Raw genomic sequence first — 19,549 nt, forward strand, 5'->3', positions numbered from 1 at the left:
TCAGGCATGCCTGAGGACGTCGAAGCCTTCCTGCGGCGAAGGCGCGGCGAAGTGGCTGCTGATCTGGTCGAACTGCGCGTCCGTCGTCTCGAAGGGATGCGTGCCACTCGCGTTGCGCGCGCGCAGGCGCTCCTTGCAGACTGCGTCGGGCACGTCGAGAAAGTGCAGCCTGTGCGCCGCGCCGGCCGCCTCGAAGATGCCGCGCATCCACTGGCGGCTGGCCACCGTGTTGGCGGGAAAGTCGAGCACGACCGACATGCCGGCTGAGAGCAGGTCGGCCACGTGGCCCGCCATGGCCTGCTTCAGTCGGCCGGCGCAACGCACGTAGTCGGGCAGCTCGCGGATCTCGTCGGGGTACAGAGCGGCGAGCCACGCGTCTTCGCTGATCAGCACCGTGCCCGGCGCGGCGGCGAGCTGCCGCGTGAGCGTGGACTTGCCGGCGCCGATCTTGCCGCAGACCATGTGCAGCCCGGGGCGGGGGAGTGGTGTCATTTCGATCTCCTGAAGGGTGGAAGAAAAATGCCCCAGGAAACGAAAAACCCGCCTCGTGGGGCGGGTTGCATGGCGAGTACCTGATGTGTCGTTCAAAGTGCCGGGCGCTAACCCACCGTCTTCCGGATGGGTCGAATAATGGACGCGGTACGCAGGCAGGCCATGGGCGAAGGATAGCAGCCGCCCACGGCCGCGGCTCAATCGTGCAGCGACGACAGGAACTGCTTCAGCTCCGCCGTCTGCGGATTCCCGAACAGCTCCGCCGGCGGTCCCATCTCGTGCACGCGGCCCTGGTGCATGAAGATCACGCGGTCGCTGACCTTGCGCGCGAAGCTCATTTCGTGCGTCACCATCAGCAGCGTCATGCCCTCGTCGGCCAGCGATTCCACCACGCGCAGCACCTCGCCCACCAGTTCGGGGTCGAGCGCCGAGGTGATCTCGTCGCACAGCAACACGGCCGGTTCCATCGCCAGTGCGCGCGCGATGGCCACGCGCTGCTGCTGGCCGCCCGAAAGCTGGTCGGGCATGGCGTCGAACTTCTCGGCCAGCCCCACGCGGTCGAGCAGCTTGCGCGCCTGCGAGGCCGCCTCCATGCCGCCGCGCTTCTTCACCAGTGTGGGCGCGAGCATCACGTTCTTGCCGACCGTGAGGTGCGGAAACAGGTTGAAGCTCTGGAAGATCATGCCCACGCGCTGGCGCAGCTCGCGCATGGCCATGGTGCTTTCGTGCAGCAGCGGCTTGCCGTCGACGGTGAGCGAACCTTCCTGGAACACCTCGAGCCCGTTGATGCAGCGCAGCAGCGTGCTCTTGCCCGAGCCGCTCTTGCCGATGATGGCGATCACCTCGCCGCGCTTCACGTCGAGGTCGATGCCCTTCAGCACTTCGTTGGTGCCGTAGGACTTGCGCAGCGCGGTGATGCGCACGATGGGGGCGCCCACCGAGGTGGCGGGTTGCTGTTGTTGCGGTTCAAGCGCGGCGGCCATGGGTCTTCCTCTCGAGGTTCTTGGCGTACAGGCTCACGGGGAAGCACAGCACGAAATAAAGCAGGGCCACGCAGCTGAACACCACGAAGGGCTTGAAGGTGGCGTTCGAAATCATGCTGCCGGCCTTGGTGAGTTCGACGAAGCCGATCACCGAGGCGAGCGCCGTGCCCTTGATCACCTGCACCAGGAAGCCCACCGTCGGCGCGACCGCGATCTTCACGGCCTGCGGCAGGATCACATGGCGCATCTGCTCGGCGAAGCTCAGGGCCAGGCTGCCCGAGGCCTCCCACTGGCCCTTCGGGATCGAGGCCACGCAGCCGCGCCAGATCTCGGTGAGAAAGGCGCTGGTGTAGAGCGTGAGCGCCACGCTGGCCGCGGTCCACGCCGACACGTCGACGCCGAACAGCGCGATGCCGAAGTAGGCGAGAAACAGCTGCATCAGCAGCGGCGTGCCCTGGAACAGCTGCACATAGAGGCCGACGGCGCGGTTCATGGCGCTGCCGCCGCGCAGGCGCAGGAACAGCAGCAGGGCGCCGACCAGCCCGCCGCCGATGAAGGCGATGAGCGACAGCACGACAGTCCAGCGCAGTGCCATCAGCAGGTTGCGCAGGATGTCCCAGAGGGAAAAATCGACCATGGTGTGTGTGGCTTTCCCGCGTTCAGCGGCCGAAGAAGAATTTCGGCCCGGCCCAGTTGAGCAGCCGCCGCAGCGCGACCGCCAGGGCCAGGTAGATCAGCGTGGCGACGATGAAGGCCTCGAAGGCGCGGAAGTTGCGGCTCTGGATGAGGTTGGCCGCATAGCTCAGCTCCTCGGTGGAGATCTGCCCGCACACGGCCGAGCCCAGCATCACGATGATGATCTGGCTCACCATGGCGGGCCACACCTTCTTGAGCGCCGGCGGCAGCACCACGCGGGTGAACACCTGCGCCTTGCTGAGCGCCAGGCTCACGGCCGCTTCGATCTGGCCCTTGGGCGTGGCCTCGATGCCGGCGCGGATGATCTCGGTGGAGTAGGCCCCGAGGTTCATCACCATCGCGATGATCGACGCCGTCTCCGGCGTGAGCTTGACGCCCGCCGCGGGCAGCCCGAAGAAGATGAAGAACAGCTGCACGATGAAGGGCGTGTTGCGGATCAGCTCCACGTAGGTGCCCACGATGGCGCGCAGCCATGCAGGGCCGTTGGCACGCGCCCACGCGCAGAAGGTGCCCACGATCATGCCCAGCACGGTGCCGATGGCGGTGAGGCCGATGGTCCACGCCACGCCGCGAAGCAGCAGCGGCCACTCGGAGAGCACCGCGCCGAAATCAAACTCGATGTTCATAAGTCAGTCTGTTCGTGAAACGCCGCGGAACCGGCTTTGCCGGGCCGCAGGCGTTGCCCCCGGCGAGGGGGTGTGCGCAGCGACACGAAGTGCGCGAAGCATGGGGGAGAGCCAATTACACCGGCAGGTCGCCGGCGGCCTTGCCGAGCCACTTCTTCGACATGGCGTCCAGCGTGCCGTCCTTCTTGGCGGCGGCAATGATCTCGTTGACCTTGGTCTTCAATGCGGTTTCGCCCTTGGCGACGCCGACGAAGCAGGGGCTGTCTTTCAGCAGCAGCTTGAACTCGGCGCTCACCTTCGGATTCTTGGCGAGCATGTCGCCGGCGACCGCCGCGCTGGTCGCGATGGTTTGCGTCTGGCCGGCCACGAAGGCCGCGATCGTCGCGTTGTTGTCCTCGAAGCGGCGGTAGTCGACGTTCGGCGGCGCGACCTTGTTCAGTTCCTGGTCTTCCATCGCGCCGCGCGTCACGGCGACGGTCTTGCCGGCCATGTCGGCGAAGCTCGTGAGCTTCATGCTCTTGGCCGCATACACGGCCTGGAAGAAGGGCGCGTAGGCCGAGGTGAAGTCGATCACCTTCTCGCGCTCGGCGTTCTTGCCGAGCGTGGAGATCACGAGGTCGGCCTTGCGGGTCTGCAGGTACGGAATGCGGTTGGCGCTGGTCACGGGCACCAGCTCGACCTTCACGCCCAGCTTGGCGGCGATCAGCTCGGCCATCTCGATGTCCAGGCCCTGGGGCTTCATGTTCCTGTCGACCGAGCCGTAGGGCGGGTAGTCGGTCGGCACGGCGATCTTGATGGTCTTGGCCTTGAGCACGTTGTCGAGTGCGTTCTGGGCCTGGGCGGCGCCCGTGGCGGCCATCATGGCGAGCGAAGCCAGTGCGAGCGCGAAGCGGCGTTTGGACGGAGAAGAGAAAGTCATAGCAAGGCTCCTAGGTAAGTCGAAGAATCGGAAGCAGGGGATGCGGCCGCCTTGCGGCGCTTGCCCTTGGGCGCTGCTGCGGCGGCGGTGTTCGTGTTCTGCAGCGGCGCCAGCGCATCGCGCAGCTGCGCGAGAGGATCGGCGGGCGCCTGCACGCGCAGCGCCGACTGCACCGTGCCGATGTGCGCGGCCATCAGCGCCTCGGCGGCGGCGGGGTCGCCACGCTCCAGCGCCGCGACGATCTGCACGTGGTCTTCGCCCGACTGCACCGCGTCGTGCGTGGACTGGTAGAGCATGGCGATCAGCGTGGTGCGCGCGGTGTAGTCGCGCAGCGTGTCGGCCAACAGCGTGTTGCCCAGGCATTCGGCCAGGCACACATGGAAGTCGCCCAGCAGAAAGCTGCGGTTGCCGACGTCGCTCTCTTTCAGTGCGGCTTTTTCACGCTGAAGGTGCGCTTTCAGCTCGCGCAGTGCGGTCTTGTCGATCTTGCCGGCGCTGCCCGCGCTGCGGATCAGCCCCAGTTCGATGACGCGCCGCGCCTCGAAGGCCTCGCGCGCCTCGTCCTGCGAGGGCTCGATGACGAACCAGCCGCGCCGTGCGCTCACCGTGACGATGCCGCGCGCCGCCAGCCGCGTGAGCGCCTCTCGCACGATGGTGCGGCTGCAGTCGAACAGCATCGCCAGCTGCTGCTCGCCCAGGCGCGAACCCGGCGCGAGCTTCTGCGCCATCACCGCTTCGATGATGCGTGCACTGATTTGGGATGCGGAGGTGGCCATGGCCTGCATACCAGCAGCTTCTGTGCCAACTGGTATGCAAGATCTGTGCACCAAAAAGAGGCTGAGCGGCCTCTTCAGGCCCTCAGAACCTGGCCGGGAAGTCGCCCTTCTCGAAGGCGGGAATCACCGCCTTGAGTTCCTCCACGCGCTCCAACGTGCAGAATTTCGGGTTGGCCTTGCTCTGCGCCGCGTGGAAGTCGATGCCGTTCATTTCGTGCATCAGCGCGTCCTGCTGGTACTTCTTGATCAGCTGCGCGACGGCGTTCGCGCGGTCGTACGGGATGCCGCAGGTCTTCGCCGCACCCAGGCGCGACCAGGCGAACTGGAGGTTCGGGTCCCAGCCCATTGCGTCCGGCCCGGTGAAGCCCTTGTCGTAGTGGTACTCGTAGACGTTCGACTCGATCTTGTAGGCGCCCATGCCGCCTTTGCCGCGGTAGCTGCCGTAGTCGGCGGCCATGGCTGCATGCCCTGCCACAGCGGTAAGCAGGAGGATGGCGATGCGTGCTGTGCTTTTCTTCATCTGGAATCTCTTGAAGGGTTTATTGGAGGCTATCTGGCAATGAAGGTCTCGCTGTCGTAGCCGTACCGGGAAAGCAGCGCATCGAAGGGTGGTTGCCGTAGCGAGGCAAGCAATTGCGCACGATCGGCCGGCTTGGCGTCGGTGCCCAGCAATTCTTTGCCGCGATCGAGATCCTTCCTGGCCAATTCACGCCGACCCTGCGCGTCGTACGCGAGGGCGCGGTACAGGTAAGCCCACGCATAGGTCGGTTGATAGCTCAGGCCCTCGGTGAAGGCTTCGGTCGCTTCGGGCCATTGCTTGAGATCGCTCAAGGTCCTGCCCAGGTGGTAGTAGGCCGGCATGCCCGACAGGCCGAACCGCTCGTCCTGCATCTTGCGAAGCAACTCGAGTGCCTTGGCGGGTTGTCCTGTGTCCCGGTACAGCGACGCTAGGTTGATGAAGTCCCAGGCCTCGCGGCGTGGCATCAGACGCTGGGATTCTTCGAGGTCACGGATCGCCTCGTCGTACTGTTCGAGCTGCCTTCTCGCGTGGCTGCGCATCTTCAGCGCCAGGCCCTTCAGGATGGCGGTCTGCGGTCCGTTCTCGACGCAACGGGTCCAGAGCGCCACGGCCCGGTCCGGTTGCTGATACTCGTCCTTGCTGGCGGTCAGGGGCAGGTTGCCGGCGGCACGGCATGCGCCCTGGCCCGTGAGGGGTCCCGACGCACAGCCGGCGACGGCCAGTCCCAGCGCGGCGGCCAGGACGAGTTTGATGCTGGTTTCGCTCATTGCTGCAGCGACGCGGGAAGGTCGGGACGCACGCGCTCCAGCAAGGGCGGCGTGACGGAGCCTTGCAAGGCGCAAGAGACTTTGGTCCGGCCGGGCGCCTTGTCGGCTTCGATAAGCAGCACGCGCTCGACCGTGCCCTTCTGTGTCACCGACCCGGACTGGCCGCCACGGCGCCATGTGTCCATGGGATCGCCGATTCGCCGGCTTTCCGCGCGAGCCCATTCGGCGCCGGTCTTCACGACACGCTGAGCCGGCTGCAGCAGGCTGTTGAGGGCAGTCGCGGCCGTATCGGGCGTGCCTTCGACGTCGAAACCCCACCAGAGGAACGCGCCCATCGTCGCGTCATAGCTCACCTCGTTGCGCCAGGCGACCAGGCGCAGGCCCGCCACGTCGATCGGCCGGGCGAAAGACTGTCGCTGTCCTTTCTCCGACCGCGGGTCCGCCACCGCAGGGGCCGCCATCGTGCCATTCATGGCAACTTCGACGCCCGATCCGAAGAGCTGCGGCTTCTGGCCCAGCAACGTGAAAAACGACGCATCGCATTGCGCGAATGCGGTGAGCGCCGTCTTCGCTGCGTCCAGGTCGGGCGCGAGGTTGGCGGGCGCCGTGCCGGCGGCACCGGCCGAGAAAGACATGGCTGTGAAGCAAGTCAGGGTCGCCATGCGGCGGCCGAAGCCGATGTGGTCTTGATGTGTGCGCATTGCGCGATTCCTCCCATTTGATTGCGTTGCCCTTGTCGTCACTGGCGATGCAGGCCGCCCTCCATGCGACAAGGTGTGGGCACTATAAGAGGCTTGGAAGCGTCGGGCGGGCGCGCTTGCGCATCGGGCAAGGCAATTGCAAAGAAGTTGGCACCGGTGCCGGCGGGCGCGCGGCCGGGCCGGTCGGTCAATCCATCCGGGCGCGCCTGTCTGTAGTCGCAGGGCGCATCGTGCGTGGCGATGACGTCAGTACCGCGCTCCTGGCCGGTGTCAGCCGCCGTGCACGCCGGCAGTGCTGTGCTTCATCTGTGCCCGGACTTCGCCCGCCGGCTAGGCGCGGGTTGATATGCCGACGTGCTGCACCGAAATGGATTGCGGCCGGCCGGGCCGCACCGGCGTCAGCCCTTGTTGCGCCCCAGCGCGCTGGCCGGCAGTGCCACAAGCATGAGCAATGCCGACAGCACCAGCGCCCCGCTCAGCACGTACAGGCTGGCGGTGAACCCGCCCGTCAGCGTCTTGAGCGCGCCGACCATCATCGGCGCCACCAGCCCCGCGCTGCCGCCGATGGTGCTGATGAGCGCGATGCCCGCGGCCGCGGCGCTCTTCGACATGAAATTGCCGGGCACCGACCAGAGCACGGTGAACGCGGCGGAAATGCCCATGGCCGCCAGTGCCAGGCACAGCACGGCGGCGAAGGCGTTGTGCATGAACAGCGTGGTCAGCGCCAGCCCGGCCGCGCCCACCACCGCGCTCAGCGCGAAATGCCAGCGGCGCTCCTTGCGCCGGTCCGAATGCCGCCCGACGACGATGTTGGCCGCGATGCCCGCCACCGCCGGAACGACCGAATAGAAGCCGATCTGCAGCACGCTGAGCCCCATCGACTTCAGGATCGTGGGCTGCCAGAACGACAGCGCATAGATGCCGAGGATGATCAGGAACGACATGAAGCCGATCAGCCACACCCGGGCGTCGCGCATCGCCGCGCCGAAGGTGTGACGCCCGGTGGCGCCGTTGGCGGCCTGGTCTTCGGCCAGCAGGCGCGCCACGCGCTGCTTCTGTGCCGGCGACAGCCAGGCCGCCTGCGACGGGCTGTTCGACAGCCAGCGGAAAGCCGCCACGCCGAGCAGCACGCTCGGAATCCCTTCGAGCAGGAACAGCCACTGCCAGCCGCGCAGCGACAGCACGCCGTCGAGATACGTCATCGTGAGCCCCGCGATGGGGCCCGCCACGATAGGTGCGGCGCCGAAGGCCATGAAGAACAGCGCGGTGGCCTGCGCGCGGCGGTGCGAGGGGAACCACAGCGTCAGGTAGAACAGCACCCCCGGCGCGAAGCCGGCCTCGAACACGCCGATGAAAAAGCGCAGCACGTAGAACTGCGTGGGCGTGGTCGCGAACATCATCGCCGCCGACGCCAGCCCCCACAGGCCCATGATGCGCAGCAGCGTCGCGCGCACGCCGATCTTCGCGAGCATCAGGTTGCTCGGAATCTCGAACACCGCATAGCCGATGAAGAAGATGCCCGCGCCCAGGCCGAACACCGCATCGCTGAAGCCGAGCTGGTCCTTCATCTGCAGCTGCGCATAGCCCACGTTGGTGCGGTCGAGGTAGTTCAGCACGTAGCAGGCGCACAGCAGCGGCATCAGGCGCCATGTGATCCTGCGGAAGAGCGCTGCGTCGTCGCGTGCGACGGTATCCGCTGCCGGGGTGCGCGCATCCGCTGCGTCGAGAGTGGCGGTGTTCATCGTGTGTCTCCTTCTGTTGTTCCTGCCCGAGATGCTTCAGGCGACCGTGGGCGCACCGAAGCTCGTCTCGCCCCACAGGTGGCTGGCCGGCGCACCCGGAAACAGCCAGTGCGGCGAACATTCGGCCGACGGCACCACGTTGCTGAACCCGTGCGAGGACGAGGTGCCGGCGAGGGTCTTCTCCAGCACCATCGACAGGTACTGGTCGTTGCTGCCCTCCTGCGTGTTGCCGTTGAGAATCACCTCCGCGCCCGTGGCCTGCGCATAGCGGCGGATGCCGTTGTGCCGCGACTGCAAAGGCGCCCAGCTGTCGGCCGCCACGCCGTTCTCGCTGCTCGCGCGCAGGCCGTCGCCGGTGCGGTAGACCAGCGAATGGTTGCCCTCGGTGTGGCCCGGCGTGTGCACCAGAGCGAGCCCGCGGCCCAGTTGGATGCTGCCGTCGAAGGCGACGATGCGTTCGGCCGGCACGCCGTCGAGGCCGCGCGGGCAGTACCACTCGGCCTGTATCGGCAGCAGGCCCTGCACGTTCGCGAGCTCCTGGCGGTGCACCAGCAGCCTTGCGTTGGGCAGCAGGCCCGGCGTGCCGGCGTTGCCGAGCCAGCGGCGCACGTCCTGCGTGTGCAGGTGGTCGTAGGTGATGTAGTCGACTTGCTCCGGCGCGATGCCGCAGCTCGCCAGCGCCTGCGGCACAGTCTGGTAGACCGGCGCGATGGCCTTGTGCAGGAACTTCGGCGTCTGTTCGCTCAGGCGCTTGAAGTAGGGCGTTTCGTTGCCGGCCTCGAAGTCGGCCGGCGTGAACAGCAGCGTACGCAGGCGGCCCTCGAAGTCGTCGTACTGGATCAGCACGGTGCGCGCCAGCAGGTGGACCATGTGCGGCTTGAGCAGTTGCTGCGAGTACACGCCGGTAAAGGCGAACCACGCGGGGTACGGAATGCGCAGCAGGTTGAAGCTGCGCGCAAAGCGCACCGGCGGCGCGTCGAGCAGTTGTTCGCGCAGTGCCTCGGCGCCGTGACGGATGGCGCGCAGGCGGTCTTGCGGCATGGCGGCGTTGCGTGCGCCGTTGAATTCCGTCAGTTGTGCGAAGCCGGTGGGTTCGGGGTCTCGGGTCATGATCGTCTCCTGGAGATGAAGTCTTGCTCTTCGATTCGTTGTGCGTTGTTCGGGGGGCGCTCACGCCGACGGGGTACCTTGCTCCGCGAATGTCCCCCGGCCTGCGGCCTCCTCCTTTATTTCGCTGCGCAAGGCACCCCATCGGCGTGAGCGTTCAGCAGAGCGGTTGAACCGCCGGCATGTGCAGAGCGCCCATCGTGCACAGGGCATCGGGTGCTCCCCGCAGCGAAATAAAGGAGGAGGGGCGAAGCCCCGGGGGACATTCGCGGAGGGGAGTACCCGGTGTCCTGTGCACACGCCCCGAATGCCCCCTTCAGTACATCGACCGCCCGCCGGATATGTCGAACACCGCGCCCGTGCTGAACGAACATTCATCCGATGCAAGCCATGCAGCCATGGCAGCCACTTCATCGACCTCGACGAAGCGCCCCATCGGCACGCGCGACAGCAGCGCAGTCCGCAGCTGTTCGCGGTGCTCCGCAGGCACGGCCGCGAACACCTCGGTGTCGGCCGCAGACGGCGTGATGCAGTTCACCAGCACGCCCGAAGAAGCCAGCTCCTTGCCGAGCGATTTGGTCAGCGCGATGAGCCCCGCCTTCGACGCCGAGTACGCGGCATTGAATCCGTTGCCCTCCTTGCCGGCGACCGAGGCGATGTTGACGATGCGCCCGCGTCGCTGCGCAAGCATCACCGGCGCCACCGCGCGGCAGCACAGCCACGCGCCCGTCAGGTTGATGTCGAGCACGTTGCGCCACTGTGCGGGCGTGTGCTCCCAGGCCGGCACGGTCGGGCCGAGCACGCCCGCGTTGTTGACCAGGATGTCGATGCCGCCGAAGCGCTCCTGCGACTGCGAAGCCGCGCGGGCAATCTGGTCTTCGTCGCGCACATCGACGACCGCTGAGGTCGCGGTGCCGAGCGGTGAGAGCGTTTGCAGTGCATTCGCCAGCACCGACGCATCGAGGTCCCACAGCGCGACGCTGGCGCCGGCCGCGAGGTAGCGACGCGCAATCGCCAGGCCGATGCCGCGCGCGCCGCCCGTCACGACGGCGTGGCGGCCCGCGAGCGCATCGTTGCGCAGCGCAGTCATGCGGCTGCCGCTTCTTGCGGGCGTGCGGCTGCGGGCTGGCCCAGCAGTGCGCCCATCAGCGCGGCCACATGCTCCGCGGGTACGCCGGCCAGCAGTTGCCGCAGCATCGTCAGCGTGTCGAAGTACACCCGCTCGCACACCAGCCGGTCGCCTTCGAAGATGAAGAAGGCATTCATGCGGCAGCGAAAGCTGTTGCCCGTCGGGGGCAGGCCCTTGAGCGGGCCGCGATGCGTGCCCAGCAGCCAGAACTCGACGACCACCGAATCGTCGGCGTGCCGCAGCTGGATGATCTCGTGGCGCTGATCGGGAAAGGCGCGGCGCGTGTCGGTGTAGTACTGGCGCACGTCGGCGATGCCGTCGTGCACCTCGCCGCTTGGGATCAGCTCGTAGTGCGGGTGCGGGAAGGTGCCGAGCACGGCGTCGAAGTCCTGCCGGGTTTCGTCGGCGAAGTGATCGAGCACGAGGCGCTCGCGGCGGGCTTGAAGTTCGGTGCGTTGTGTGTTCATCGGGGTGTGCTCCATGTGACAGGGACGACAGGTGACATCGGGTTGCTGCGAATGCGCCGGCCCGGGCTCGCTGCGTACTATCGGCACGCCCTCGAGACAAGACTGTCCGGTGTTGGCAATCGCCGCTCCGGACAAACCCGCGATGCCACGCACGCCCCTCTCTTCCAGCAGCAAGCCGGATGCGCCGTCGACACCGGCGCACAACGGCGACATGCGGCTGGCCGACGACGTGCAGCAGCGGCTGCTCGCGGTGGCGCACCGGCGCACGCTGGCGCGCGGCGAGTCGCTGTTCCACAAGGGTTCGCGGCCCGATGCGCTGTTCGGTGTGGTCAGCGGTTCACTGCGCGTGAGCGTGGTGGCGACGGGCGGGCGCGAGGCGGTGATTGCCATGCTCGAGCCCGGGCACTGGTTCGGCGAGGTGTCGCTGCTGGTGGGGCGAGAGCGCGTCTACGACACCTGCGCGGTCGACACGACCGAGATGGCCGTGGTCGCGGCGGCCGACTTCCACCGGCTGGTGGCCGAGCATCCCGACGTGCACATGGCCTTCACGCGGCTGGTGTGCCTGCGCCTGCGCCAGGCGCTGGCGTGGATCGACGACGTGATCCTGATGCCGCTGTCGGTGAGGCTCGCGCACCGGCTGCTGACGCTGGACGCGCGCGCATCGAGCCCGGGCGAGGGCGAGGGCGGCGGCACGCTGCTCGGCGTGTCGCAGGAAGACCTGTCGTTCATGCTCGGCGTGTCGCGCCAGAGCGTGAACCGGCAGCTGAAGCTGTGGGAGGAAGATGGCACGCTGCGCGTGCGCTACCGCGGCATCGAGCTGCTCAGCCGCGCGCAGCTGGAGCGGCACGCGGCCACGCCGAGCTGAACGCGCCGGCGGGCTCCGGTTCAATCCATCCGCGCGCCGGAGGCCTTCACCGCCTTCTCCCAGCGCGGCGTTTCGGCGGCCAGGAAGCGCGCGAAGTCCTCGCTGCCCAGGAAGGCCGGGTCGGCACCCTGGCTCACCATGCGCTCGCGCACCTCGGGGCTGGTCAGCACCTGCCTGAACGCTTCGCCGAGCCTGGCGACCACGTCTTTCGGCGTGTCCTTCGGCGCGAAGAAGCCATAGAAGCCCACCACCTCGAAGCCCTTGAAGCCCGACTCGATCACGGTCGGCACGTCGGGCAGGGCGGGGTTGCGCTCGCGGCTGGTCACGGCCAGCGCGCGCACCTTGCCCTGCTTGTGGTAGTTGGCCGCCTGCGGGATCGACTCGGCCATGAACTGCACCTGCCCGCCCATCAGGTCGGTAAAGGCGGGCGCGCTGCCGCGGTACGGGATGTGCACCATGAAGATGCCCGTCGCGGTCTTGAACATCTCGGGCACGAGGTGGCTGATGCCGCCGTTGCCGGCCGAACCGTAGTTGACCTGGCCGGGCCGCGCCTTGGCGTAGTCGACGAACTGCCTGAGGTTCTGCACCGGCAGCTTCGGCGTGACCAGCAGCGCCAGCGGCTGCATGGCGGTGCGCGCGATGGGAACGAAGTCGCGCTGCGTGTTGTAGGGCAGCTTGCTGTAAAGCGCGCCGTTGATCACGGCCACGCCGGTGTTGGCCAGCATGAGCGTGTAGCCGTCGGCCGGGCTCTTGGCGACCGCGTCGGCGCCCACCGATCCGCCCGCGCCGGGCTTGTAGTCGACGATCAGCGGCTGGCCGAGCACGGCCTGCAGCTTGTCGGTGAGCAGGCGCGCATGCTGGTCGAGCGGGCCGCCGGCCGGGAAGCCGATGACGACCTTGATCGGCTTGTCGGGGTAGGCGGCCATCGCCGTGGCGCCAATGGCAAGGGAAAGGACCGCGAGCGCGGTCCGGGCAGTCGTGTTGTTCATGATCCGTCTCCTTCTTGTGAGGAGACGATCATAGGCAGCGCGCTCAGCCGGCCAGCGTGGCCTTCAGCGTGATCTCGGGCACGCTCGCCAGCGCCTTCGACAGCGGGCAGCCGGCCTTGGCGGCGGCCGCGATCTGCTGGAACTTGGCTTCATCGAGGTTCGGCACGGCCGCGTCGAGCTCGAGCTGGATGCGGTCGATCTTGAAGCCGTCGCCGTCCTTGGCCAGCCGCACGGCGGCCTTGGTGTCGATGCGTGTGGCGGTCAGGCCTTCGCGTTCGAGCGCGAAGGCGAAGGCCATCGTGAGGCAGGCGGCATGCGCCGCGCCGACGATCTCCTCGGGGTTGGTGCCGCGCTTGTCGTCCTCGAAGCGGCTCGCGAAGCCGTAGGGGTAGTCTTTCAGGGCGCCGGTCTCGGTGCTGACCTGGCCCTTGCCGGTCTTGCCGGCGCCTTCCCAGTGGACGCTTGCGTGCTTGTCTGCTGGCATGTCGGTTCCTTCGCTTGGGTGGTGTGTGGAGGGAACGGCAGGTTCGCCCAGAAACCGGCGGCTGTCTGTAGTCGTACGGCGCGTGCGGAGGCTCGAAGGGGGAGCGGCGTCAGAAGAATGGGCGTCACCTAGGCGACGCTCCGGGGGGCTTCCCCCATGGGAGCGGCGGCCGTGGCGGCTTAGTCTGGCGAGCTGTCGCTTTTTCCTTTCCCCCGCCTGTACTCACCATGCAACAACGCCCGCATTACAAGTTCTGGCCCAAACGCCTCCCTCACTCGATCACCGTCCCCGCCACCTCGCTCTGGCACAACCTGGCCACCTCGGCCGCACGCTACCCCGACAAGCCCGCGCTCGTGTTCTTCGGCCGCGTGACCACCTACCGCGACTTCGCCGCCCAGGCGGAACGCCTGGCGGGCGCGCTGCATGCGCTGGGCGTGAAGCGCGGCGACCGCGTGATCCTCGACATGCAGAACTGCCCGCAACTGGTGATCGCGCATTTCGCGATCCTGCGCGCCAATGCCGTCGTGGTGCCGGTCAACCCGATGAACCGGGCCGAGGAGCTCAAGCACTACATCACCGACTCCGACGCCAAGGTGGCCATCATCACCGGCGACCTGGCGGGCGAGCTGGCCAAGGCCAGCAATGCGCTGCCCGCGGAGCAGCGGCTCGACCACATGGTCGTGACCCAGTTCACCGATGCCTTCGACGCCGATGCATCGGGCGACGACGCTCCGGCACCCGCCTGGAAAGACTGGCTCACCACCCGCCACCCGCTGCCCGCGCTGGACGGCGGCAAGACCATCGCGTGGACCGACGCACTCGAAGCCAACCACCCGCCGCCCGAGCACGTGGTGGGCGCCAACGACATGGCGCTGCTGCCCTACACCAGCGGCACCACCGGCCTGCCCAAGGGCTGCGTGCACCACCATTCGAGCCTGATGCACAACGCGGTGGCCGGGCAGCTGTGGGGCGGGTCGACATCCGAGACGGTGGTGCTGGCCGTGGTGCCCATGTTCCACATCACGGGCGTGGTGAGCATGATGCACACGGCGATCCTGGCGGCGGCCACGCTGATCATCATGCCGCGCTGGGACCGCGACGTGGCCGGCCGGCTCATCTCGCGCTGGAAGGTGACGGCCTGGACCAACATTCCGACCATGGTCATCGACCTCATGGCCAGCCCCAACTTCGCGAGCTACGACCTGTCGAGCATGACCTACATCGGCGGCGGCGGCGCGGCCATGCCGCAGGCCGTGGCGCAGCGCCTGCTCGAGCAGTACGGCCTGAAGTACCAGGAGGGCTACGGCCTCACCGAGACCGCCGCGCCGTCGCACACCAACCCGTCGGACCATCCCAAGCAGCAGTGCCTGGGCATCCCGTTCATGAGCACCGACGCGCGCGTGGTCGACCCCGACACGCTGGCCGAAATGCCCATCGGCGAATCGGGCGAGATCATCATTCACGGCCCCGAGGTGTTCCAGGGCTACTGGAAGCGCCCCGACGCCACGGCCGCCGCCTTCGTCGAGTTCGAGGGCAAGCGCTTCTTCCGCTCGGGCGACATGGGTCGCATGGACGAGGACGGCTACTTCTTCATCACCGACCGCTTGAAGCGCATGATCAATGCGAGCGGCTTCAAGGTGTGGCCGGCCGAGGTCGAGCTGCTGATGTTCCGCCACCCGGCGATCCAGGAGGCCTGCGTCATCTCGACCAAGGACGCCTACCGCGGCGAGTCGGTCAAGGCCGTGGTGGTGCTGCGCGCCACGCACAAGGACACCACCGAGCAGGAGATCATCGACTGGTGCCGCGAGAACATGGCGGTCTACAAGATCCCGCGCAAGGTGCAGTTCGTCGATGCGCTGCCCAAGAGCGGCAGCGGCAAGGTGATGTGGCGGCTGCTGCAGGAGGAGGAGGGCGCATAGGCAAACGATCGTCGGCAAGCCGTGAGGAAAGCGGCAGCGCGGACTACATCGGGTTTTATCGATCTCCTCCGCACCCGTTGCGCTGGAGCACGGGCAGCAGCTGCGGCCCCAGCGACTTCAGCAACTGGGTCGGCAGCGCGCTCGTGAACCGATAGCGAGCGGCATAGGGCTCGTGCACATACGCCATGATGGTGCCGAAGTAGCGGTCGCCGATCATGAACACGAAGGTGGCCGATCGATCGATCTTGCGCTCCGAGATCACCCGTCCGTTCCGGTCGGTTTTCTCGTAGCGATGATCGCCGGTGCCGGTCTTGCCACCGATCTCGATCGCGCGGCCGCGCGTGTCCACGAGCGAGCCCTTCAGGCGCCGTGCCGTGCCGTCGTTCACCACCTCGACCAGCGCGCGCCGTACCGTCGCGACCACCTCCGCGGGCAGCAGCCGTTCGGCGCTCGCGTTGCGCGGTTCCAGCCGTGTCTCGTAGGGTGTGTCGCGCCCGAAGTGCAGTGCGCCGATTCGTTGCGTCGGCAACCGTACGCCGTCGTTGACGAGGATGCCCATCAGTTCCGCCAGGGCGGCCGGCCGGTCGCCTGACGCGCCGATCGCGCTCGCGTAGGACGGCGTCAGCGATGCGAAGGGGTAGCCCAGGCGCTGCCACGAGCGATGAACCTGCGCGAAGGCGTCGAGCTCGATCAGCTCGCGCAGGCGCTTGTCCTGCGCGCTCTTGTGGCGCGTCTTGAAGAGCCAGGCGTAGGTTTCCTGGCGTTCGCTCGCGCTCGCCTCCAGCACCTGGGTCAGCGAGGCGCCGGGGTGGCGCTGCAGGAAACCGACAAGCCAGAGCTCCAGCGGATGCACACGCGCGACGTAGCCGCGATCGGCGAGCGACAAGCCGGCGTAGGTGCTGCGCAGCGCCCGCAGTGCGCGCGGCGAGCCGGCGCCACGGCCCAGCTGCTGCACGAGAACCTCGTCGAGCCGCGCGTCGCTGGCCTCGGGCTCGATCGTGAACAGCACGCTCGCCAGGCGCGGCGCCGATGGCCTCAGGCCCTGCAGCAGCAGGGCTTCGGCCTCCGGGGCGGATAGGCGCTGGTACTTGCGATAGAAGCGGATGAGGAAGGCCGAGCCTTCGCGATCGGCAAAGCGCGCGAGCAGCTCGCGCCGGCGCGGGTCGGCGGGGTCCTTCAGCAGGCGCTCGGCATCCGACGCGCTGCCGAACATGTGGTGTCGTACCAGGTCGCGCATCAGGCGGATGAACACCAGGTTGACCGAATGCTTGAAGCCCTCGCGCACCGTCATCGTTTCGCTGTCGCTCGAGCGCTCGAAGTTCGCGAACTGGTGCAGGCCGCCGCCAGTGAAGAAGGCCTCGCCGGGGTTGGCCGAGTACTTCCGCTCCATGGCAGCCTCGAGCATCGGCGCGAGGCGGCGATCCTTGGCGCGCAGGAGGTACTGCCGCGCCCACGCACCCAGCGGGTCGCGCGGGTTGTTCTCCAGCGCCGAGAGCTGGGCGGGGGACAGGTCGGCCCAGCGAGCGTGCAGCGCGGCCACGAGCTCCAGATAGCTCACCAGGGTGCGCAGCTTGGCGGTCGAGCCTAGGTCCAGCCGCGCGCCCTGGTTCACGTCGAAAGGCTGGTCGATGTTGTCGGCCTGAACGCGCAGCAGGTTCTCCTGCGCGCCGCGCTCGAACAGCGTGAAGCTGTAGACCAGCGGGCCCGGGTCCGCACCCGGGTCGAGCAGGTGGAAGCCGAACAGTCCAGCGGCCTTGGCCGCGGCGGGCGTCCGCAGGCCGGCCAGCACCCGCGCCACCATCGCCTGCGCTTCGCCGTCCAGGCTGGTCTCGGCCTCGAGGTCCAGCCGCTCCAGGTCGTAGGCGCGCGGTACGCCGAGCAGCGTGGAGATGTGGGTGCGCAGTGCAGTCGCGGCCTTGCGCTGCACGAAGTCCGGCCGGGGCGTTGGCGGCAGTTCGGGCCGCAGCCGCAGGGGCAGTGGCAGGGCCGCATCGCGCAGCTCGGGCGAAATCAAGCCTGCCTCGGCCATCAGCCGCAGGTAGCTGTCGGTCAGCCGGGCCAGGCCGGTGCCGTCGCCGAGCAGGTGCTGCGACGGCCGGCGCTGCGCGATCATCAGCGACAGTGCCTGCTTGAAGGCCTCGGCCTGCTGCCGCAGCGCTTCGTCGGTGGGCGCCGTCCCCTCGGCGTTGTCGGCGAGCAGGCGGTTCACCTCGCCGAAGTCGCGTCCGTACCAGGCCCACAGGCCGTCGCCCAGGCCATGCACCTCGCCCATGCCCGGGCGTGCGGCCAGCGGCACCGTGTCGAGGTAGTCGACGACGATCTGGCGGCGCCGCGCCTGCGTGTCTTCACCGTCCTGGTAGGCACGCAGCGAGGCCGATGCCATCTGGCGCAGCTTGTCGCGGACCGACCCGGTGCGGCCCTGCGGCGAGTGGCGGTACTTCTCGATCTGGGTCGCCAGCGTGCTGCCGCCCGTCGCCGTATGGCTCAGGCTGACCGCCCGCAGCGCCTGCTCGAGCGCGGCCTTCGCGAAGCGTTCCGGATCGATCGCAGGGTTGCGCTGCGCCGGTTCCGCGTCCAGCAGGTGGCGGTCTTCGACGAACAGCAGGGCGCTCACCAGCAGCGGCGGCACGTCCTCGAAGCGCTCGTATGTGCGCTGGGGCACGCGCGTGTGCAGCAGCGCCGCATTGCGGCAGTCGCGCACGGCCAGGCCGGCCTGGTTCTTCTCGCGGTACGGGATGAAGAGCCCACGCTCCTGCAGTTCGATCAGCCGAGGCGACAAGCGGGCCTGGCGGGTGATGGCGTAGCCCTGGGAGTCCAGCCGCTGGATGAAGTCGGGAAGATCGTGATAGCCCAGCCGCTCGTCGTAAGGTCCGGTGTGGGGAAAGCGGATGGCATCGCTGGCACCGGCGTCGACGCTGAAGCTGGCACCGTTGCCGAGGTTGCGCCACAGGGCCGATTGCAGCCGGGAAGTCTTCAGTTCGTCTACCGCGAATACGGCAAGCGTACCCCCCACGGCGACCCCGGCGCCGACCCAAAAAAGCTTCTTGAACCATGTCATGCTCTGCCTCGCGAACAGTCTGCACCGTGGGTTCGTCAGTGACGATGATGCACCTTTCGCAGCCGTTTGGGTTGCGCATGATCGAGTCGGCCAATCGATTCAGGACGGATTGCCGACACCGGTAACGGGACGGCCGGGGACCGGCGCTTTTTACTTACGGCCCAGGGACTTCAGCAGCCTCCCGGCTTCCTTCTTCCCATCCACGCTGACATCCGTCGAAGACACCGCCTTGGTCAGGTAGTGCACGACCTTGCGGTGGTTCTGGTTCGGGCCTTCCCAGAGAAAGAGCCGGCCCAGTTCGAGCGCCGCGTCGCCGTCGCCATGCGCATAGGCGCGCTCGAACCAGAAGCGGGCCCAGCGGAAGTTGCCTTCGTCGCGGTAGCAGATGGCGAGGTTCGCGCAGCCCGCGACATCGCCGGCCCTGGCGGCCTTGCGGTACCAGTCGCGCGCGGCGGCGCTGTCCTGCTTCACGCCAATGCCGTGGTCGAGGAAGTAGCCGACGCTGTTGAGCGCGTGGGTCTCGCCCGCGGCCGCCGCCTTGAGGAACAGCGACAGCGCCTTCTTGTGCGCGCCGGCATCCCACGCGTCGTTCGCCGCGAAAAACCAGTCGTCCCGGGTGGGTTCCTGCATGTGAGGGGTCTCCTTCGAAGCGCGGTCAGAAGAAAGAAAAAATCTGTGTCCCGACCCCTCCCTGCGCACGGATCACTTAGCCTCGATCGGTCCGGCCATTCTGCCCACATCCGGCTCTTCCATGCACTTTCGCGCGCTGCCCATTTTTCTTCTTGCCTTTCCTCTTCTCACCCAGGCCGCTCCGCGCACCTGCCTCGTCGTCGGCATCAGCGACGGCGACACGCTCACCGCCCGCTGCGGCCGCATCGGCGCCTACGAGCGCGTGAAGGTGCGCATCGCCGCCATCGACGCGCCCGAGAAAGCCCAGCCCTACGGCCAGCGCAGCAGGCAGGCGCTGAGCAACATCTGCTTTCGCGAGCAGGCGCTCATCACCGATATCGACACCGACCGCTACGGCCGCACGGTGGCCGACGTGAGCTGCAACGGCGAGGACGCCGGCAGCCGCATGGTGGCCGACGGCTGGGCCTGGGTGTACGACTACAACCACCTCGCCACCAAGCGCGGTGGCGGGCTGTTCAGGCTGCAGGCCAGCGCGCGTGCGCGGCAACTCGTCCTGTGGGCCGACTCCGAGCCCACGCCGCCCTGGGAATGGCGCAGGCACCAGCGCAACGAGCAGCCGCACTGGGGCAGCTTCTTCTGACGGCGGTGTGATCGGAACCTGAGGCCGCGGGCGAGGAGG

20 protein-coding genes are annotated in these 19,549 nt (G+C 67.8%); 3 read left to right on the forward strand and 17 right to left on the reverse strand.

Annotated elements, in window-relative coordinates:
- From ACEOAB_RS08035 to ACEOAB_RS08095, 13 genes are all read right to left on the reverse strand, one after another.
- Positions 1–492 carry a P-loop nucleotide/nucleoside kinase family protein gene (locus ACEOAB_RS08035; RefSeq protein ID WP_056587543.1) on the reverse strand — a complete coding sequence of 164 codons (492 nt, stop codon included), beginning with the start codon at positions 490–492 and terminating at the stop codon, positions 1–3.
- Between the two features lie 197 nt (positions 493–689).
- Positions 690–1,475, reverse strand: coding sequence for an amino acid ABC transporter ATP-binding protein (locus ACEOAB_RS08040; protein WP_413748786.1), 786 nt, complete (start codon positions 1,473–1,475; stop codon positions 690–692).
- Entirely contained in the window at positions 1,459–2,112 is a 654-nt protein-coding gene (locus tag ACEOAB_RS08045) for an amino acid ABC transporter permease (protein WP_007829575.1), read from the reverse strand. Before ACEOAB_RS08045 ends, ACEOAB_RS08040 begins: the two co-directional genes overlap by 17 nt.
- Positions 2,113–2,134: 22 nt before the next feature.
- Positions 2,135–2,797, reverse strand: coding sequence for an amino acid ABC transporter permease (locus ACEOAB_RS08050; RefSeq protein ID WP_413748787.1), 663 nt, complete (start codon positions 2,795–2,797; stop codon positions 2,135–2,137).
- Between the two features lie 115 nt (positions 2,798–2,912).
- Positions 2,913–3,716 carry a transporter substrate-binding domain-containing protein gene (locus tag ACEOAB_RS08055; RefSeq protein ID WP_413314113.1) on the reverse strand — a complete coding sequence of 268 codons (804 nt, stop codon included), beginning with the start codon at positions 3,714–3,716 and terminating at the stop codon, positions 2,913–2,915.
- Positions 3,713–4,492: a GntR family transcriptional regulator gene (locus ACEOAB_RS08060; protein ID WP_413748788.1), complete on the reverse strand. Its 780-nt coding sequence runs from the start codon at positions 4,490–4,492 to the stop codon at positions 3,713–3,715. Before ACEOAB_RS08060 ends, ACEOAB_RS08055 begins: the two co-directional genes overlap by 4 nt.
- 82 nt (positions 4,493–4,574) lie before the next feature.
- Complete coding sequence (locus ACEOAB_RS08065; RefSeq protein WP_413748789.1) at positions 4,575–5,012, reverse strand: hypothetical protein; 438 nt, start codon at positions 5,010–5,012, stop codon at positions 4,575–4,577.
- Between the two features lie 29 nt (positions 5,013–5,041).
- Positions 5,042–5,779, reverse strand: a complete 738-nt coding sequence (locus ACEOAB_RS08070) for a tetratricopeptide repeat protein (protein WP_413748790.1) — start codon at positions 5,777–5,779, stop codon at positions 5,042–5,044.
- Positions 5,776–6,414: a hypothetical protein gene (locus ACEOAB_RS08075; protein WP_495653585.1), complete on the reverse strand. Its 639-nt coding sequence runs from the start codon at positions 6,412–6,414 to the stop codon at positions 5,776–5,778. The genes ACEOAB_RS08070 and ACEOAB_RS08075 overlap by 4 nt, the downstream gene beginning before the upstream one ends.
- Before the next feature lie 464 nt (positions 6,415–6,878).
- Positions 6,879–8,222, reverse strand: a complete 1,344-nt coding sequence (locus ACEOAB_RS08080; protein ID WP_413748792.1) for an MFS transporter — start codon at positions 8,220–8,222, stop codon at positions 6,879–6,881.
- 36 nt (positions 8,223–8,258) lie between these two features.
- Positions 8,259–9,332 (reverse strand): MBL fold metallo-hydrolase, encoded by a 1,074-nt coding sequence (locus ACEOAB_RS08085; protein WP_413748793.1) that lies wholly within the window; start codon positions 9,330–9,332, stop codon positions 8,259–8,261.
- A gap of 313 nt (positions 9,333–9,645) precedes the next feature.
- The gene (locus ACEOAB_RS08090; RefSeq protein WP_413748794.1) at positions 9,646–10,419 is read right to left on the reverse strand and encodes an SDR family NAD(P)-dependent oxidoreductase; all 774 of its coding nucleotides are present in this window, start codon (positions 10,417–10,419) and stop codon (positions 9,646–9,648) included.
- A complete protein-coding gene (locus ACEOAB_RS08095; RefSeq protein ID WP_007833966.1) occupies positions 10,416–10,925 on the reverse strand; it encodes an ester cyclase in 510 nt (169 codons plus the stop codon). Before ACEOAB_RS08095 ends, ACEOAB_RS08090 begins: the two co-directional genes overlap by 4 nt.
- Before the next feature lie 142 nt (positions 10,926–11,067).
- Here ACEOAB_RS08095 and ACEOAB_RS08100 point away from each other — a divergent pair, with 142 nt between their 5' ends.
- Positions 11,068–11,790, forward strand: coding sequence for a Crp/Fnr family transcriptional regulator (locus ACEOAB_RS08100; protein WP_413748795.1), 723 nt, complete (start codon positions 11,068–11,070; stop codon positions 11,788–11,790).
- A gap of 20 nt (positions 11,791–11,810) precedes the next feature.
- Here ACEOAB_RS08100 and ACEOAB_RS08105 read toward each other — a convergent pair whose 3' ends face one another.
- The gene (locus ACEOAB_RS08105; protein ID WP_495653586.1) at positions 11,811–12,779 is read right to left on the reverse strand and encodes a Bug family tripartite tricarboxylate transporter substrate binding protein; all 969 of its coding nucleotides are present in this window, start codon (positions 12,777–12,779) and stop codon (positions 11,811–11,813) included.
- A 43-nt stretch (positions 12,780–12,822) separates the two neighbouring features.
- A complete protein-coding gene (locus tag ACEOAB_RS08110) occupies positions 12,823–13,263 on the reverse strand; it encodes an OsmC family protein (RefSeq protein WP_495653587.1) in 441 nt (146 codons plus the stop codon).
- A gap of 227 nt (positions 13,264–13,490) precedes the next feature.
- Between ACEOAB_RS08110 and ACEOAB_RS08115 the strand changes: the two genes are divergently transcribed.
- Entirely contained in the window at positions 13,491–15,182 is a 1,692-nt protein-coding gene (locus tag ACEOAB_RS08115; RefSeq protein WP_413748797.1) for a long-chain fatty acid--CoA ligase, read from the forward strand.
- A 55-nt stretch (positions 15,183–15,237) separates the two neighbouring features.
- Here ACEOAB_RS08115 and ACEOAB_RS08120 read toward each other — a convergent pair whose 3' ends face one another.
- Positions 15,238–18,240, reverse strand: a complete 3,003-nt coding sequence (locus tag ACEOAB_RS08120) for a transglycosylase domain-containing protein (protein ID WP_413748798.1) — start codon at positions 18,238–18,240, stop codon at positions 15,238–15,240.
- 150 nt (positions 18,241–18,390) lie between these two features.
- Positions 18,391–18,870 (reverse strand): tetratricopeptide repeat protein, encoded by a 480-nt coding sequence (locus ACEOAB_RS08125; protein ID WP_413748799.1) that lies wholly within the window; start codon positions 18,868–18,870, stop codon positions 18,391–18,393.
- A gap of 121 nt (positions 18,871–18,991) precedes the next feature.
- Here ACEOAB_RS08125 and ACEOAB_RS08130 point away from each other — a divergent pair, with 121 nt between their 5' ends.
- Positions 18,992–19,510, forward strand: a complete 519-nt coding sequence (locus ACEOAB_RS08130; protein WP_495653588.1) for a thermonuclease family protein — start codon at positions 18,992–18,994, stop codon at positions 19,508–19,510.
- The last annotated feature ends 39 nt before the right edge of the window (positions 19,511–19,549 follow it).

This window comes from Variovorax sp. Varisp53, from assembly GCF_059491555.1.